The organism is Fictibacillus sp. 26RED30 (genome assembly GCF_015903845.1).
GTDB classification, from domain to species: domain Bacteria; phylum Bacillota; class Bacilli; order Bacillales; family Fictibacillaceae; genus Fictibacillus; species Fictibacillus phosphorivorans.
Map to the genome: position 1 here is coordinate 1923638 of NZ_JACZDV010000001.1, position 14365 is coordinate 1938002.

Annotated in this window: 18 protein-coding genes; 5 read left to right on the plus strand and 13 right to left on the minus strand. The window is 39.0% G+C overall.

Translation table 11 applies throughout. From position 1 onward, the window contains the following. Positions 1 to 3: 3 nt before the first annotated feature. The 4 genes from IHV11_RS09775 to IHV11_RS09790 form a co-directional block, all read right to left on the minus strand. On the minus strand, positions 4 to 891 hold the full coding sequence (locus IHV11_RS09775; protein ID WP_197194491.1) for a ketopantoate reductase family protein: 888 nt from the start codon (positions 889 to 891) through the stop codon (positions 4 to 6). 89 nt (positions 892 to 980) lie between these two features. After that, positions 981 to 2519 carry an acyl-CoA carboxylase subunit beta gene (locus IHV11_RS09780; RefSeq protein WP_197194492.1) on the minus strand — a complete coding sequence of 513 codons (1539 nt, stop codon included), beginning with the start codon at positions 2517 to 2519 and terminating at the stop codon, positions 981 to 983. 54 nt (positions 2520 to 2573) lie between these two features. After that, positions 2574 to 2786 carry an acetyl-CoA carboxylase biotin carboxyl carrier protein subunit gene (locus tag IHV11_RS09785; RefSeq protein ID WP_197127640.1) on the minus strand — a complete coding sequence of 71 codons (213 nt, stop codon included), beginning with the start codon at positions 2784 to 2786 and terminating at the stop codon, positions 2574 to 2576. Positions 2787 to 2807: 21 nt separating this feature from the next. Continuing rightward, the gene (locus IHV11_RS09790; RefSeq protein ID WP_197194493.1) at positions 2808 to 4151 is read right to left on the minus strand and encodes an acetyl-CoA carboxylase biotin carboxylase subunit; all 1344 of its coding nucleotides are present in this window, start codon (positions 4149 to 4151) and stop codon (positions 2808 to 2810) included. 166 nt (positions 4152 to 4317) lie between these two features. On the opposite strand from IHV11_RS09790, the gene IHV11_RS09795 reads away from it, so the two are divergent. After that, positions 4318 to 4797 carry an N-acetyltransferase gene (locus IHV11_RS09795; protein ID WP_197127638.1) on the plus strand — a complete coding sequence of 160 codons (480 nt, stop codon included), beginning with the start codon at positions 4318 to 4320 and terminating at the stop codon, positions 4795 to 4797. Between the two features lie 32 nt (positions 4798 to 4829). Here IHV11_RS09795 and IHV11_RS09800 read toward each other — a convergent pair whose 3' ends face one another. The 4 genes from IHV11_RS09800 to IHV11_RS09815 all read right to left on the minus strand — a co-directional run bounded on the left by IHV11_RS09800 (position 4830) and on the right by IHV11_RS09815 (position 7072). Beyond that, positions 4830 to 5399 carry an RsfA family transcriptional regulator gene (locus IHV11_RS09800; protein WP_197194494.1) on the minus strand — a complete coding sequence of 190 codons (570 nt, stop codon included), beginning with the start codon at positions 5397 to 5399 and terminating at the stop codon, positions 4830 to 4832. 87 nt (positions 5400 to 5486) lie between these two features. Beyond that, complete coding sequence (locus tag IHV11_RS09805) at positions 5487 to 6248, minus strand: enoyl-CoA hydratase/isomerase family protein (protein WP_197194495.1); 762 nt, start codon at positions 6246 to 6248, stop codon at positions 5487 to 5489. Between the two features lie 80 nt (positions 6249 to 6328). Continuing rightward, positions 6329 to 6502, minus strand: a complete 174-nt coding sequence (rpmF, locus tag IHV11_RS09810; protein ID WP_066240492.1) for a 50S ribosomal protein L32 — start codon at positions 6500 to 6502, stop codon at positions 6329 to 6331. Between the two features lie 51 nt (positions 6503 to 6553). Then, positions 6554 to 7072: a YceD family protein gene (locus IHV11_RS09815; protein ID WP_137789755.1), complete on the minus strand. Its 519-nt coding sequence runs from the start codon at positions 7070 to 7072 to the stop codon at positions 6554 to 6556. Positions 7073 to 7222: 150 nt separating this feature from the next. On the opposite strand from IHV11_RS09815, the gene IHV11_RS09820 reads away from it, so the two are divergent. Further along, entirely contained in the window at positions 7223 to 8425 is a 1203-nt protein-coding gene (locus tag IHV11_RS09820; protein WP_197194496.1) for a nucleotidyltransferase, read from the plus strand. A gap of 143 nt (positions 8426 to 8568) precedes the next feature. Here the strand turns inward: IHV11_RS09820 and IHV11_RS09825 are convergent, their stop codons facing one another. Then, positions 8569 to 9612, minus strand: coding sequence for a SepM family pheromone-processing serine protease (locus IHV11_RS09825; protein ID WP_197194497.1), 1044 nt, complete (start codon positions 9610 to 9612; stop codon positions 8569 to 8571). Continuing rightward, entirely contained in the window at positions 9602 to 10396 is a 795-nt protein-coding gene (locus IHV11_RS09830) for a patatin-like phospholipase family protein (RefSeq protein ID WP_197127633.1), read from the minus strand. Before IHV11_RS09830 ends, IHV11_RS09825 begins: the two co-directional genes overlap by 11 nt. Positions 10397 to 10522: 126 nt before the next feature. Here IHV11_RS09830 and ylbJ point away from each other — a divergent pair, with 126 nt between their 5' ends. Further along, positions 10523 to 11740, plus strand: coding sequence for a sporulation integral membrane protein YlbJ (gene ylbJ, locus IHV11_RS09835; RefSeq protein WP_197194498.1), 1218 nt, complete (start codon positions 10523 to 10525; stop codon positions 11738 to 11740). Here ylbJ and coaD read toward each other — a convergent pair. Further along, the gene (coaD, locus tag IHV11_RS09840) at positions 11737 to 12225 is read right to left on the minus strand and encodes a pantetheine-phosphate adenylyltransferase (RefSeq protein WP_197127631.1); all 489 of its coding nucleotides are present in this window, start codon (positions 12223 to 12225) and stop codon (positions 11737 to 11739) included. The two genes, ylbJ and coaD, sit on opposite strands and share 4 nt — an antisense overlap. Before the next feature lie 22 nt (positions 12226 to 12247). After that, on the minus strand, positions 12248 to 12802 hold the full coding sequence (gene rsmD / locus IHV11_RS09845; protein WP_197191351.1) for a 16S rRNA (guanine(966)-N(2))-methyltransferase RsmD: 555 nt from the start codon (positions 12800 to 12802) through the stop codon (positions 12248 to 12250). Between the two features lie 338 nt (positions 12803 to 13140). Between rsmD and IHV11_RS09850 the strand changes: the two genes are divergently transcribed. Next, entirely contained in the window at positions 13141 to 13518 is a 378-nt protein-coding gene (locus IHV11_RS09850; RefSeq protein WP_197194970.1) for a DUF7147 family protein, read from the plus strand. Between the two features lie 180 nt (positions 13519 to 13698). Here IHV11_RS09850 and IHV11_RS09855 read toward each other — a convergent pair whose 3' ends face one another. Further along, positions 13699 to 13974, minus strand: a complete 276-nt coding sequence (locus IHV11_RS09855; RefSeq protein ID WP_066245799.1) for a YlbG family protein — start codon at positions 13972 to 13974, stop codon at positions 13699 to 13701. A gap of 69 nt (positions 13975 to 14043) precedes the next feature. Here IHV11_RS09855 and IHV11_RS09860 point away from each other — a divergent pair, with 69 nt between their 5' ends. Then, positions 14044 to 14364 carry a hypothetical protein gene (locus IHV11_RS09860; RefSeq protein WP_197127630.1) on the plus strand — a complete coding sequence of 107 codons (321 nt, stop codon included), beginning with the start codon at positions 14044 to 14046 and terminating at the stop codon, positions 14362 to 14364. Position 14365 lies beyond the last annotated feature (1 nt).

Here is a 14365-nt window from a genome sequence, read left to right on the forward strand (position 1 = left end):
CATTCATCCTCTCCAATCCAATGCACTGATTGCTTCATAAGCAAACCTAGAATAAGGAGTTTGAATCTTCAATTCGATCCCTCGCTTAATAATCTCACCCGTAATACTCTCAATTTCAGTTTGCTTACCGCTCTCTACGCTTTTTAACATAGAGGATCGGTTTAATGAAGTATTTCTGCATAGGACTAACAATTCCTTCCATAACACTTCGCGCTGTTCTATCATATTTAGTACAGAAGTCGTTTCTTCAAAAAGTTCTTTCATCATGGAGTGTGCGTATGAATTCGTCAAAAGTTCTCCATTCGTTATTCTTAATAAAGCTGTAAGCGGATTGATACATGCATTCATAATAAGTTTTTCATAAACCATCTGTTGCCACTCTTCTTCTATTAGGATCGGAAAACGAGTCGAATGTAGAAAATCGCGCCATGTCTGATCAGAGCCCCCACTATAGGAAGAGAGTTTAATCCTACCTTCTCCGAGATGATGTACTGTTGCATAACCTTTCTTAAGCGCGCCGTGTTCAACAACACCAATGCTTATTTGTTTTTGAGGCAACCCCTCTAGAAAAGAGAGATGACTGATTCCATTTTGTAAAAAGAGGAAGGAAACCTCTCTAAATTTCGTCAATCCTATCAACTCGTTCATCGCTGTTTGTTTAACTGCGATCATACAGTATGACTCTTCAGCATTATATTCAGCAAAAGGCTTTGCATCGACCTTTATTGTTGTCTCTGAACCTTTCAAATTTCTGTATGTAAGCCCCGACTTACATAGTTCCTCTGCTTGAGCTACGCTTCTTGTATAAATGACAGGTTCATTCCCATTTTGTTTTAAAAAATAAGAAACTAATAACCCTATTGCCCCGCCGCCAATGACGCTTATTTTCATACTAAGGCTCACCTCTTTAATGTTTAACTCGATAGTATCATATTCTTAAATATACTAAAAAAACCTCCCAAGTTAGGGAGGTTCATGCATCAAACAGGATAAACAGGATGCTTTCGCTCACTGAATACCATTTCTTTGTTTTCGTAAAATGCAAAACGGTTTTTAAGTTCATCTCTTAAGGCTGAAGGTGAAACAATATCATCTATGATCATTTCAGAAGCAAGCTTATAAATATCAATATGCTCTTTATATTCTTGCTGTTTTTGCTGAACAAATTGGATACGTTCTTTCACGTCTTCAATCTCATTAATCTTGTTAGAATATACAGCGTTCACTGCCGCTTCCGGACCCATAACCGCAATTTGAGCCGTAGGCAACGCAAGGCAACAATCTGGTTCAAAGGCAGGACCAGCCATCGCATATAGACCAGCACCATAAGCTTTTCGGACGATCACTGAAATCTTTGGTACAGTAACATCACTCATCGCCGCGATTAACTTTGCTCCATGACGTATAATTCCAGCTCTCTCTACTTTTGTTCCGATCATAAAGCCAGGAACGTCTGATAAGAAAAGAAGAGGAATTGAGAATGCATCACATAGTGTGATAAAACGTGCCGCTTTATCCGCAGAATCAACAAACAGTACGCCGCCTTTTACTTTCGGTTGATTCGCGATAATCCCTACTGGTTTTCCATCAATACGTCCAAAACCAGTCACGATCTCTTGCGCGAATAGCTTTTTCATCTCAAAAAAACTACCTTCATCAATGAGTCCATCAATAAACTCATACATATCAAACGGGACATTTTGATTCTCTGGTACGATCGCTTCTAACTCTCTTCCCGCTTTAGGAGCAATAGCATCAACAACTGGAGCTTTTAATTTATAGTTACTCGGGAAGTAGGATAGATATCTTTTCGCTTCTTCAATGGCTTCTGTTTCATCCGCTGCCAAAACATCACCACATCCACTAACAGAGCAATGCATTCTTGCTCCGCCCATTTCTTCAAGCGTCACTTTTTCACCGATTACTTTTTCAGCCATTCGTGGACTTCCTAAATACATGGATGCATTTTGATCGACCATGATCACGATATCACAAAAAGCTGGGATGTATGCTCCACCTGCCGCTGATGGACCAAAGAGAATACAAACTTGCGGAATCATTCCAGACATTTTTACTTGATTGTAAAAGATCTTACCCGCTCCGCGGCGGTTCGGAAACATATCGATCTGATCCGTGATTCTAGCACCTGCTGAATCGACAAGATAAAGCATCGGAACTTTTAACTTTTGTGCGGTCTCCTGTATGCGAATAATCTTTTCAACTGTTCTAGCTCCCCAAGATCCAGCCTTTACAGTCGAATCATTGGCCATAACACATACTGTTTTCCCGCCAAGTTTTCCTATCGCAGTCACAACTCCATCTGCCGGTAGGTCTCCTGCTTGATTGTTTGCAAATTTAGCATCCTCTACACTGTATTCACCATTGTCAAAAAGCAGTCTTAGTCTGTCGCGGACGAACATCTTGTTTTGAGAACTGTTCTTCTCATGATATTTCTGTGCACCACCAGCTTCAATCTGGTCGATCTTATCTTTTAATACGTTTTCTAATTTTGCTACCATGATATACCTCCTTCAAGAGAGTGAGCGCTCGTTCAGATTGTTTGCATGCTAATTTTATTTAAGTGTAACGAGTACATCGCCCTCATTCACAAAGTCTCCAGATGCAAACTTAATGTTATCTACCGTTCCTGCATCAACAGCGTCAACGGGTATTTCCATTTTCATAGATTCTAAAATAATTACTGTTTGTCCTGCTGTTACCTCATCACCTTCACTAACCAATACTTGCCAAACTGTGCCCGCCATAGATGCTGTAATTTCTTTCATTTCTCTCTCTCCTTTGTTTAATTAAGGTTTTGAAACTTTTCTTTTACTTAAGTAACTAGTGGTATAGTCACCTTTTATAAAATCCTCTTCTTTCAAGATCATTTTAAAAAGAGGTGTATTCGTTTTTAGTCCGGTTATCTCTAACGCATCAAAGAATTCAACCGCATTCTTCATACATCCTTCTCGGTTGGAATCGCTTACAATTATCTTCGCGATCATAGGATCATAAAAAGGTGTAACTGCATTTCCACTTTCATAACCCGAATCAATCCTTACATTCTCAGATTTCGGCCATATTAGTCCTTCAATCTTGCCTGGTGATGGGAAGAAGGTGATCGGGTCTTCCGCATAAAGTCGAAACTCTATCGCATGACCTTTACTCATAATCTCTGCTTGAGTCAATGGCAGCTTCTCACCTCTTGCTACTTGTATCTGCCATCTTACAAGGTCTAGTCCCGTGATACTCTCTGTAACAGGATGTTCAACTTGAAGTCTCGTGTTCATCTCTAGAAAATAGAAATCTCCGTTTTCGCTTACGACAAATTCAACTGTTCCCGCATTCACATAGTTTACCGCTTCAGCTGCTTTAACTGCCGAATCTGTAATTTTAGAACGAAGGCTTTCTGTTAAAAATGGTGACGGTGATTCTTCTACAACTTTTTGATTTCTTCGCTGAACACTGCAATCCCGCTCAAAGAGATGTACGATATTCCCATGAGTATCACCCATGATTTGAACTTCAATATGCCTGGCATTCTCGATACATTTTTCAATAAACATTCTGCCAGATCCAAAATAGTTTTTAGCACGCTGCTGGGATGAAACAAAATGTTTGCGAAGGTCATCACTGTTATCGCATTTTACCATTCCGATTCCCCCGCCACCGCTGCTTGCTTTAAGCATTACAGGGTATCCTATCTGTTCAGCAAGTTTTACACCTTCTTCAACATCTTCGATAGGCTCGATCGTTCCAGGTACGATCGGAACACCCGCTTGCTGCATTGTTTTTCTTGCCATGATCTTATCACCCATCCACTCGATGGTTTGAGGCGCGGGACCTATAAAAGCTATTCCAGCTTTCTCTATCTTTTTGGCAAAGTCATCATTCTCTGATAAAAGTCCATAACCTGGATGGATAGCGTCTACCTTATGTTTGAGAGCGACTTCTAGGATCACTTCACTCTGCAGATAGGATTTCGCTACCGGAGGTTCACCAATATGTACCGCTTCATCAGCAGCTTTTACAAAAGGGAGGTCTTTGTCTGCTTCAGAATATACAGCAACCGTTTGAATGTCCATTTCCTTACACGTTTTGATAATCCGCAGTGCGATTTCACCACGATTAGCGATTAATATTTTTTTCATGTTCATCCTCCTTCCTGATGTCAACATTACCTTTTTCGACATAAAAAACCAAAAATCCTTTTTGAAAGCGTAAACTAAACGAATATTTTATTTTTAAAGAATTTTTTGCATAATTAGTATATACTATATCTATAGAGAAAAGTACAGAAAGACTGGGGGAGATCATATGTTAAAGTATGAAGTAAAGAAATTATTAGTTAACTATAAAACGCTTGAAGAATTTAAGCAGTTCAAGGAATACGGCGTACAAGAATTGTCAATGCTCGAGGATCTTCAGGAAAATATGATTGAAAACGACAGTGAGTCTCCATTCTACGGAATTTATTATGGTGATAAACTAGTAGCACGCATGAGCTTATATCAGATCGAATCTGCTTATGATCAATATTTTGATCCTCCACAAGATTATTTGGAACTTTGGAAACTTGAAGTATTGCCTCACCATCAAACAAAAGGACTAGGAAAAGCTTTAGTAGAGTTCGCAAAAACGTTCCAACTCCCGATCAAAACAAATGGCAGACAACAATCTGGCGGGTTTTGGGAGAAGATGGGCTTTGAAGCTGTAACATACAATCAAGATCGTGATCGCGGTCAGAATCCTTACGTTTGGTATCCAACAGGGGTCAGTGAACAGCGCCTTGCATAATCAAAAAAAAGATGGCATCTGCCATCTTTTTTTTAGTTTCGGACTGGTATTTCTACTAGCTTCCTCGCCCTGTCCATAATCTGCAAAACATCTTTATAATCACGGTACACTGTCTCATATTCTTTATTCACTTTGCTAAGTTTACTTTTCAGTGTTCCGTTTTCCTTCTTCAGGTTTTGAAGCTTCAACAGTAACGCTTTATTTTCAGCTTCTAAGTTCTTTGAAACTGGTTTTTCAGCTTGAAGTTGCTGTAAAAAATGTATGATGTCATTTAAAGAGAGAGGCGTATCGCTTTTCGCGCTGTTTGAAGGGATATCATGAAGTACCTCATTATGATTCTCAATGATTGAAGCAAACTGTTTAACTTTTCGTTTATTTCGCTCTTTACGTACTTTCTTAGCTTCAGTTATGGCTTTATCATATTGTTTACGAATGAGTGAGTTCCACCTAAATCCACATGCTGCTGGTGTTCTCGTTAATTTCTCTCCTACCTCTTCAAAGGCAACCAGCTGTGTACTACCTTCTCTAATGTGCCGAAGTGTTACCTCAGCAAGAATAGCATCTTCATCTTTTGTCCAGGCATCCTGGCGCAAGTTTGTCATTTAGATCCCCCCATTTTAGTGGTTTGTAATATAAATATGCTAGTGCTAGATAAGATAGACTTTATATTCTACTAAAATGGGGAAAACTTATTTTTTTAAGAATGCCTCTACTCTTTTATGGTGTTCATCTGTCGCCCATAACTTTGCACATCGTTCGATCTCATTTTGTACGCTCTGCTTCATCTTCCCCTTATCGAATCTTTCAAGCTGAAGTGCTTTATAAGACTCGATGACGCCAACAGGTTGAGATGTAAACCTACTTACATAGCGTTCAGTTTCTTTCAAGCTGTTTCCTTTAATGACGTATTGGATGAATCCGTAATCCATACCTTGCTTAGCTGTAACTGGAGTAGCACTGTACAAAAGATCCATCGCTCTCGTAAGGTTTATTCTTTCTAGGAGGTAAGTTCCTCCACCCCAACCCGTTGTAATGCCTAAACGACCTTGGATAAAGCCTACTTTTGCTTCTGCACGAGCAAGTCTGATATCGCACGCTGATGCTATCTCACATCCTCCACCAACTGCTGATCCATTTAGAAGAGCTACAGAAGGTTTTGGAAAAAAGAAAAGATCATGAAGAACGTTTCCCATTTTAGATAACATACCGTACGCCTGCTCTTCAGTCTTTAATGAGTGAAAAGCACTGAGGTCACCTCCCGAACAAAACGCTTTTGTGCCTGCTCCCGTTATAATTAGAACTTTTATCTCATCATCCTTTTTTGCCACATCTAAAAGAGTAGATAAATTCTTCATCACATCGTAATTAATAGCATTACGTACAGATGGGCGATTTAACGTTATCCAGCCTATTCCATTCTTTTTTTCCCATAAAACAGGTTGCTCGTTCACTATATACACCTCCGATACAAAAGAAAACGCTTTATTTATGTATATGAAAAAACAGGAAGCCTATAGCTTCCTGTTTCTCATTACTTGCTTACTACTTCTTTTCCTTTGTAAGATCCACACTCACGGCAAACGCGGTGAGATAACTTGTATTCTCCGCACTGTGGACACTTTACCATACCAGGCATGGAAAGCTTGTAGTGTGTACGACGCTTCGCTTGGCGAGTTTGAGAAGTTCTGCGAAAAGGTACTGCCATTTGTATCCACCTCCTTAAAGGTTCTAGAAAGAATCATTATAACCTATTCTTTCACTTTTTGTCTTCGTCAAAAAATTTAGCCAGACCTTCCAAACGCGGATCAATCCGGTTTTTCATGTCTTCATCCGTAACCCTCTGCCATCCTTTTCCTTCCTTAGGAGCGGGACTGTCTGTCACATCAGCAGCCGTAATTTTTAACGGTTTTTCAAGCAAAATATGCTCTTCGATGACAGGGAGAAGGTCAACGTAATGTCCTTCGACTTTGTGAAGGCTCTCTTCATCTTCGTATTCCGTATAATTCGGATCGAAAATAAAAATTTCCGTCGTTTTTACCGAGAATGGAAATTCCACATCTACCAAAGTGTTGGCACATGGCAACACCATTTTTCCTTTTATGTTTAAGTAAAAAGTGGCTTTTTGCTGAGTTACATCTGCATGTCCTTCTACGTGAACAGGATCAACGCTTCTGATCTCCGGGTCTTTTTCCATCACTCCGCTCGCATCAACATTTTGTTCAAACGTTAACGGTTTACGGTAAAAATTTTTAATTTCTTGTAGTGACCATTTCATGTCTTTATCACCTCAAGGCAACAGTAGTAATTATATCGGTCATCAAATAAAATGTCAATATTTTATCTTTACACTGATACTTTTGATTCTAAACTCTTTTTAGTACAATGTAAACAAGTATAATCGAACGTTTAAAAGGAAGTGGAACAGTTGAAAGCATCTGGAGTTGTTGTAGAATATAATCCGTTTCACAATGGACATTATTATCATTTACAAGAAACGAAAAAAGCTACAGGCGCTGATTGTATAATCGCCGTGATGAGCGGTAATTTCCTTCAACGTGGAGAACCTGCTCTTTTATCAAAATGGAAAAGAACAAAGATGGCGCTATTAGGTGGAGCAGATATTGTCATTGAACTTCCTTATTCATTCGCAACTAGCCATGCGCCGCGTTTTGCATTCGGTAGCATTTTTTTGCTGCAATCTCTTGGTGCAGAGTCCTTTTGCTTTGGAAGTGAATCTGGAGATGCTGAACTTTTCAACCAGACTCATGAATCGGTAAACGCTCAACAGGAAACCTACCAAGAACTTGTTCGGTCATTTATGAACAAAGGTCTATCATATCCATCAGCTGCTTCACGAGCATACGAATCACTTGATATTCCACTGGCTCTCGATCTCAGTAAACCGAATAATATTTTAGGGTTTGAGTATGTAAGAGCTAGCCGTGAGTTAGGTTTTCATATACGACCTTTTACGATAAAGAGGAAAAATGCTGATTACCATGATGTAATGCTAGGCAAAGGTAATATTGCTAGTGCAACAGCTATCAGAGAAGCTATTTTCACAAGAGAACCTGATCAAGCAGCAACTTATATGCCCCGTTACACACTTGAGTTATTAGCTGAAGAACAAAGTGAAAAAGGTACACTTATGAATTGGGAGCGATTCTATCCTCTTCTTCGTTATCAACTATTATCTACAAGTCCCAGTGAAATAAACCGTTATTATGAAGTTGAAGAGGGTTTAGAATACAGGATGATCGAAGCGATGAAGAGATCTGACTCCTTCGAGACTTTCATGAATCATTTAAAGACAAAACGTTATACATGGACAAGATTGCAGCGCGCTTGTTTACACGTTTTAAATAAGGTCCAAAAAGACGAGATGTTTGCCATTCTAGACTCACCACCCTCATACATTCGCGTGTTAGGGATGACAAGTAAAGGCAGAGATTATTTAAGTACTGTCAAAAAATCTTTAGACCTTCCTCTTGTCACTACTGTCTCTAAGCATGATTTTGCTGGATTGAGGATGGAAGCGAGAACTTCTTTAGTTTATGCCCAAGGTGCTGCTCGGAATATTTTACGAGCTGAGAAAGAAGAATTCAATACTCCGCCAGTTATGGTGTGATGATTAAGACTTAAAGTTTGGTCTGTTTTGAAATTGCGCTCGTGTTCTTGATATGGCGCTAGTCGTAGCGTGCTTAACACCCGCTCAAGACGAGCAAAAAAAGGATGCATAAAAGCCATTTCTGGCTTCTGCATCCTTTTTCTTTACAATTTTTTCAAATAGTCGAGTGCATCGTTCAGTGTCTTAACTGGAACAATCTTCATTTTAGACCCTATATCTTTTTGAGCCTTCACGGCATCATTGTAATTATTTCCATCAACAGGGGCAAAGAAAATCTCAGCACCTGCTTCATCAGCTGCAACAATCTTTTGTTGTATACCTCCGATCGGCCCTACATTCTTTTGAAGGTCCATCGTTCCGGTTCCTGCAATTTTCTTCCCGTGTGTAAGATCATCTGGTGTTAACTGATCCATAATTTCTAACGTGAACATCAACCCAGCTGAAGGTCCTCCGATCTGTGATGTATCAATCTTCACTTTCGGATCTGTTACGATGGATACATCTGCTACAGGAGAAGTAATGCCAAGACCCGCTTTCGGTCCTTGATCTTGAATATATTTCTTTGGAAACTCTTCAATGTTTAAATTCACATTTAATTTTTTATCGCCGCGTAGAACCGTTAAATCAACCGCATCTCCTGCTTTCTTAGGAGCGAGCGTATCGAGTAGTTTCTTTGTTTCCATAACTGGATTACGGTCAACAGCAATAATCTTATCTCCAACTTTTAACTTTTCTTCTGCCGGCATTCCAGACATGATTCCTGTTACATAAACACCATGGTATTCGATGTCTACTTTCTTTCCTGCCTCTTGATAGGCAACAATGGTGGCCGCATGCTGTGAATCTTCCATCATCTGCAGTTGTCTTTGATTGTATTCTTCATCCGTCTCATCTTCTCCTCTGATCTGATCAGCAGGGATGACTTCACGATAATCACTTAGCTTTGCCCATATGTATTGCGGAATGTTTGCTGTACCTACCGACACTGTTGTTAGCATGAACACTCCCTTATCGTCGTCTCCTCCCTCTACGCTAATGATGGGATCTAACACTCTGGCATCCCCAGGAGAGGTAATGTAGTAAGGGAGTGGATAGAATGCTATAAAAGCAAACACCAGTAAAAAAAGAATAATGAATTTATTTTTTGAGAAAAAGTTACTTCGTTTCGTTGTTTTTTCAGTGGTCATGCATAGACTCCTTCCAGTTGTCGATCTTTTCTAAAATTTTTGGTATCTGTTTTCTTCCTGCTTCTTCTCCTATAGCAATTATATCATTTACATCCTTAAATGCTGTAGAACTGAACTGCTCAACCATTGGACGAATCATAATATCAGCGGAAATTTCGTGCCAGCGCACCATTTCACGCTGCATGATATCGATACTTTGAATGATAACATCAAAAATAGAAGAAACCTGAAGTTCTGCTTTAAAATGCGAAATATCAACTGCGATTACAAGGTCTGCTCCCATCTCTCGTGCCACAGAAACAGGTACGCGGTCAATAACTCCACCGTCCACCAATAGTTTTCCATCTATTTTTTCAGGCACTAATATGCCTGGGATCGAGATGCTTGCACGAACAGCATCTGCAATAGGTCCCGTTCTAAAAACCACTTTTTCACCTAGTAGTAGATCAGTTGCCACGATTGCTAAAGGAATATTCGTTTGTTCAATTTGTTTTTGTTTTGTGAGAAGCCTTACGAGTTCTTTGATTTTCTTCCCTGTGATAAATCCCATCTTAGGGACCGTGTAATCCATATAATATTTACGTTTAAAGAGCGTTGCCATCCGGTAAAGGTTTTCATCGCTATGACCCATACTCACCATCGCACCGACCAAAGCTCCCATGCTGCTTCCAGCTATCATATCTATAGGTATTCCTGCATCTCTTATTGCTTTAACAACACCTAGATGAGCAAACCCTCTAGCACCGCCAGATCCTAGAGCAAGTCCGATTTTTGGTTCTTTCATGCTTTGCTCCTCCTTTAGAAGCACCGTCTTTTTTTAACATATGGTCTAAAGAGTAAGGCTATACGTATAAATAAGGATGAGGACAAGTAAGTATAGTGGAATTACGTGAGAGGAGCGCTCCCCTTTATGAACAAAGCTTATTTCAAAACACTTGTATTGTCAGCATCGGCTATTATCATAGCAATATCAATAATCATATACCCAAAAGAAACATATATGGCGTCCGTAAACGGTTTGAAAATGTGGTGGGACGTTGTTTTCCCATCTTTAATGCCATTTTTTATATTATCAGAAGTATTGATGGGGTTTGGCGTCGTACATCTTATAGGTGTATTGTTTGAACCTCTTATGAGACCGCTTTTCCGTGTACCGGGTGCTGGGGGATTCGTTTGGGCGATGGGCATTTCTTCAGGATTTCCTGCCGGTGCAAAGCTGACGGCACGATTATGGCACCAAAAGCAGATCACGACACTAGAAGCAGAGCGCCTCGTGTCTTTTACGAATTGTTCGAACCCTTTATTCATGTTCAGCGCGATTGCAGTAGGCTTTTTTCATAACGCAGCTCTCGGAATCGTTCTCGCAGTCAGCCACTATGTGGGCAACATTTTCGTTGGACTTATCATGAGGTTCCATGGATGGAAAAAAGAACCAGTTAATAAAGAAGTACGTTATAGAGGAAAAGGTCTTACCAATGCGTTTAAACATATGCATGAAGCTAGATTAGCAGACAATCGTCCCATCGGACAGCTTCTTGGAGATGCTGTTCAGCAATCTACAAAGACACTGCTTATGATCGGTGGGTTCATTATTCTCTTCTCCGTACTAAGTAAGATGATGGATCTTCTTCATGTGGCTCAACTTCTCTCAAACTTTATCAATTATTTATTTATTATGCTTTCCCTATCCGAACAATTAAGTCTTCCTCTGATTAAAGGAATCTTTGAGATTACGTTAGGAAGTAATTTAACGAGTCTCGCACAATCACCCATTTTACAGCAAGCCGTCATCGTAAGTTTTATATTAGCTTTTAGCGGTTTTTCCGTTCAAGCACAAGTCGCTAGTATACTTGCTGATACAGATATCAAGTTCAAGCCTTTCTTTTTTGCAAGAATACTTCATGGATTCTTATCTGCGATCATTTGTCTATTAGTATTCCCTTATTTGTATCACGTTAAAAGCACTACTGCTCCAGCATTTGCATTTCTTGCAGAAAAAACCGTGCACATAAGTGAATTTGGCATGCTAGCCCTAATGCATAGCCATTATGTCACACTTGGATTCTTAATGATTTCAATCTTGTTGTGGAATAGAAGTCTTATGAAAAAAAACAGCCTCCGTACTTAACGGGGGCTGTTGTATTTTTCTTTTAAAGCTTCTTCCACAACTTCCGGAACAAGATCTGAAACATTCGCATGATACTTTGCTGCTTCCTTAACGATGCTTGAGCTCAGGAAGGAATATTGATTGTTTGTCATCATAAAGAATGTTTCGACTTCGTCATCTAATTTTTTGTTGATCGAAGCAATTTTCATCTCGTATTCAAAATCTGATACTGCACGTAATCCTCTAAGTATCACATTTGCTCCGATATTCTTTACGTAATCGATCAGAAGGCCGTTAAAAGAGTCTACTTTCACATTAGGAAACTGCTTCGTAACTTCCTTTAAAAGGACGATTCTCTCATCAACTGTGAACAAAGGGTCTTTGCTTTGATTATTGGCTACCACTACAATTACTTCATCAAATACTGTTGCTCCACGTTTAATAATGTCCAGATGACCACGAGTTACGGGGTCAAAGCTACCAGGACAGACTGCAGTTGCTGGCATTTTTTTCACCTCATACTTTATGTTAATCGCGTTTATAGATTGTTATTGTAGTTGTTTTTCCGTATGTTTCCTGTCTGACCTGATAAAAGTTTCCGATCTCCTCAGGTAGTGTTACATCCGTACCATGTTCAGTCACAATACTTCCTTCTGGAGAGAGTAGTTCCAGCTTGTCGATCTCCTCCATATCCTTTAATAACATCTGTCTCGCATAAGGAGGATCAAGAAAAATCATATCGAATTGCATCTCTCTTTTATGAAGCGCTTTCAATGCTCTTTTTGCATCATTTCGAAAGACTTCTGTTTTGTCTTCGTAGTTGCATTGTTTGATATTCTCTTTAATCGTATGTATGGCTTTTTGATCTTTATCAATGAAAATGAAGTGCTCCATGCCCCGGCTTAAAGCTTCTAGACCTAAGCCACCGCTTCCACCATATAAGTCGAGACCTGTACCTCCCTCAAAAAAAGGACCGATCATGTTAAAGATAGATTCTTTAATCTTATCAGTTGTCGGCCTTGTGTTCGTACCTGGTACAGCTTTAAGTGGTCTTCCTTTGCATTCTCCAGCTATTACTCTCACGTTATTCACTCAATTCTTTATCCGTTTTCCCTTACTTATCCTATCACAAGTATTCCTGTATTCAAACATCAAATCTTTTTCTTATAAGTATAAGTCAAATTAAATGCGGTCATACTATTTGTAACAACATCAACGAACGATGTTGTTGCCAACCGCGGAGAAGACTTACTCCCCATAAGTTCTTCATCCGGTTTCTCCTCTCCCATCGCCTTTAAACAGAAGTGATTTTTGTTTTAAAGGCAACCTGCAGTTTTTGCTGCAGGTTTTTTTTCATGCTTAAAAGCCTTTAAGCAGATAGATGATTATGCTACATTGTTTTATAGAAAGGGGATTGAATGATGATTCAACGATTTATTGAGCTTGGAGAAGGGTATTCTGATCTTTATGAACTACTTGAGATCATGGAAACGAACAAAGATCGTATCTCACAGTTATTATGTTTAAAAGTTAAGAAAGAAGATAAAATGTATGCGTCTCTTGTTGCTGTCCTGAACCCAGCTTCAGAGGGAAAGTTTCAGCCACTATACATTTGCCGAGAGGGAGTACCTTATCCTTCTAAACGAATTGATCTATTCGAGGCAAAGGCCGCACAATTAAATAAAGAAGTGATTACATTTGATGTAAAGCCATCAACAGATTTTGCTGAAACAGAACTCTTTTTTCACTATCTAACAGGGATTCTTCGTTTAAATTATCTAATTCCGCCTTTGTTATAAAATAATTTTTTGCCAAATAGGTGAAGACTTATAAATTTTTTTGAGGACTTATAAAAAAATTTGAAGACTTATAAAATTTCTTCAAGACTTATAAATTCTTTTGAAGACTTATAAATGGAATTACTGACAAAAAACAAACATAAAAAAAACAGGCAGCTATTATTATTAGCGGCCTGTCTCTTAAATCCCCATCTTATAGTCATACTCTTTCGCTTTATCAACAATTTTACTTTCATATTCTGTCTTGATCTCTTGTTTATGAGACCTTTTTACTTCTTTTACAAAATGCAAAGATTCAAGCTTTGCTGCGATCTCATCTATTTTGTTTCCATCACAGTACAAAACAGCATATTTCAATCTTCGAGAAACATAATGCACATTACCATAACGTCTTAACTGTTTTGAAAACTTTAATGAATGGAGAAAAACAGATAGCCCACGACGATTACCTATCATAATTAAAGCCCCTTTTATATACTGTATTGATCAAATAAATGAATACTCCCTGTTAGGAAGTGATGTAGATTGGACTTAAACAACGTTTGGGAACATTTTTTGAATCGAATGAAACAAGACCCTTCAATCATTCATGTTGAAAAAAAAATGATGGCCGGTATCCCTTTCATATATGTAACGGTTTCTTCGCAGTTTTCAATCGATCACTCAACTGATTCTGTAAAAAAACATGCCGTAAAAGCTATGAAAGGGAAACGGCTAACATTGAACCTTACATTTGTAAGATCAGAAGAAAATCTTCATGTATACCGGATGCGTTTTTTAGTACCGCAAGAAAAAATGTTCTGCTGCGGAAACTTATGTTTTGACTGCATTCGGTTTAGAGACTAAG

Bases quoted from the DNA above. Each gene is read 5' to 3' on its own strand.
- coaD (WP_197127631.1), bottom strand. From the start codon at position 12,225: ATGCCAGCAACTGCAGTCTGTCCTGGTAGCTTTGACCCCGTAACTCGT.
- IHV11_RS09850 (WP_197194970.1), top strand. From the start codon at position 13,141: ATGATTCAACGATTTATTGAGCTTGGAGAAGGGTATTCTGATCTTTAT.
- IHV11_RS09815 (WP_137789755.1), bottom strand. From the start codon at position 7,072: ATGAAATGGTCACTACAAGAAATTAAAAATTTTTACCGTAAACCGTTA.
- IHV11_RS09855 (WP_066245799.1), bottom strand. From the start codon at position 13,974: ATGATAGGTAATCGTCGTGGGCTATCTGTTTTTCTCCATTCATTAAAG.
- IHV11_RS09780 (WP_197194492.1), bottom strand. From the start codon at position 2,519: ATGGTAGCAAAATTAGAAAACGTATTAAAAGATAAGATCGACCAGATT.
- IHV11_RS09785 (WP_197127640.1), bottom strand. From the start codon at position 2,786: ATGAAAGAAATTACAGCATCTATGGCGGGCACAGTTTGGCAAGTATTG.
- rpmF (WP_066240492.1), bottom strand. From the start codon at position 6,502: ATGGCAGTACCTTTTCGCAGAACTTCTCAAACTCGCCAAGCGAAGCGT.
- IHV11_RS09825 (WP_197194497.1), bottom strand. From the start codon at position 9,612: ATGACCACTGAAAAAACAACGAAACGAAGTAACTTTTTCTCAAAAAAT.
- IHV11_RS09775 (WP_197194491.1), bottom strand. From the start codon at position 891: ATGAAAATAAGCGTCATTGGCGGCGGGGCAATAGGGTTATTAGTTTCT.
- ylbJ (WP_197194498.1), top strand. From the start codon at position 10,523: ATGAACAAAGCTTATTTCAAAACACTTGTATTGTCAGCATCGGCTATT.
- IHV11_RS09800 (WP_197194494.1), bottom strand. From the start codon at position 5,399: ATGACAAACTTGCGCCAGGATGCCTGGACAAAAGATGAAGATGCTATT.
- IHV11_RS09790 (WP_197194493.1), bottom strand. From the start codon at position 4,151: ATGAAAAAAATATTAATCGCTAATCGTGGTGAAATCGCACTGCGGATT.
- IHV11_RS09795 (WP_197127638.1), top strand. From the start codon at position 4,318: ATGTTAAAGTATGAAGTAAAGAAATTATTAGTTAACTATAAAACGCTT.
- IHV11_RS09830 (WP_197127633.1), bottom strand. From the start codon at position 10,396: ATGAAAGAACCAAAAATCGGACTTGCTCTAGGATCTGGCGGTGCTAGA.